Here is an 872-nt window from a genome sequence, read left to right as displayed (position 1 = left end):
CCTCGGCGTAGGCGGGCCCGGGCACCCCGAGGTCGCGCAGCCGCAGGCCGTCGTCGCCGCGGAACTCCACGCCCACCCGCCGCACCGGTGCGACCGGACCGTTGACGGGCGGCTCCAGGGTGCTCCACCCGTGCGCACGCAGCACCTCCGCCACGGTCTCGTCCGCGTCGGGAGGCAGAGACAGCAGCAGGCACGGGGCGCCGTCGCCGCCGACATCGACCACGGCGAACGTGAACGTCAGGCGGGGTGGTCGCTCCGGGCGGCGCCGGGCACGGCGGACCGCGCCGAACCCGACGACGATGGCGAACGCCCCCAGGGCCGCCGGTGTGCCAGCGACGAGGAACGCGACCACGACCACCCCCGCGCCGAGGGCCACCCGCGCCCCGCGGAGCCTGCCGGCGTCAACGGTCGGTCTGTGCGCCATGCTCCGGGCCGTCTCCCGCGGTGCCGTCCGTGTCCGGAGCCTCCACCGCCGCGTGCGACCCGTGGGCGCTGTCGGCCGCGTGCACCTCGGCCCTGGTGAGCGGCAGCAGCCTGTCCTCGAAGAACCACCGCGACACCGCGGCGCGCAGGTTCTGATGCCACGGAATGCGCCCCTTCGCGTTCGGCCGCACGACCAGCGGCTGATACGACTCCACGTCGATGAGTTTCCAGCGCTCGTACTCGTCGACGGGCTGGTGCACCTCGACGAACTCGCCGCCGGGCAGTCGCACGATGCGACCCGTCTCGAAGCCGTGCAGCACGATCTCGCGGTCCTTCTTCTGCAGCGCCAGGCAGATCCGCTTCGTCAGGACGTATCCGAGCACGGGACCGAGGATCAGCAGCGCCTGGAGTGTGTGGATCACGCCCTCCATCGTGAGCATGAAGTGCGT

At 72.8% G+C, this 872-nt stretch carries 1 protein-coding gene and 1 pseudogene; both read right to left on the bottom strand.

Translation table 11 applies throughout. The annotated features are described in order from the left end of the window. A partial coding sequence (locus tag DW299_RS19065; protein ID WP_168443113.1) for a hypothetical protein occupies window positions 1-424 on the bottom strand: 424 nt, incomplete at its 3' end. Further along, window positions 402-872 (bottom strand): annotated as a pseudogene (locus DW299_RS10030) (cytochrome bc1 complex cytochrome b subunit); the annotation flags it as partial. The pseudogene DW299_RS10030 and the gene DW299_RS19065, both read right to left, overlap by 23 nt.

Source organism: Microbacterium sp. K35 (genome assembly GCF_004794375.1).
Taxonomy (GTDB): domain Bacteria; phylum Actinomycetota; class Actinomycetes; order Actinomycetales; family Microbacteriaceae; genus Microbacterium; species Microbacterium sufflavum.
This window is presented reverse-complemented; position numbering and strand designations above follow the sequence as displayed.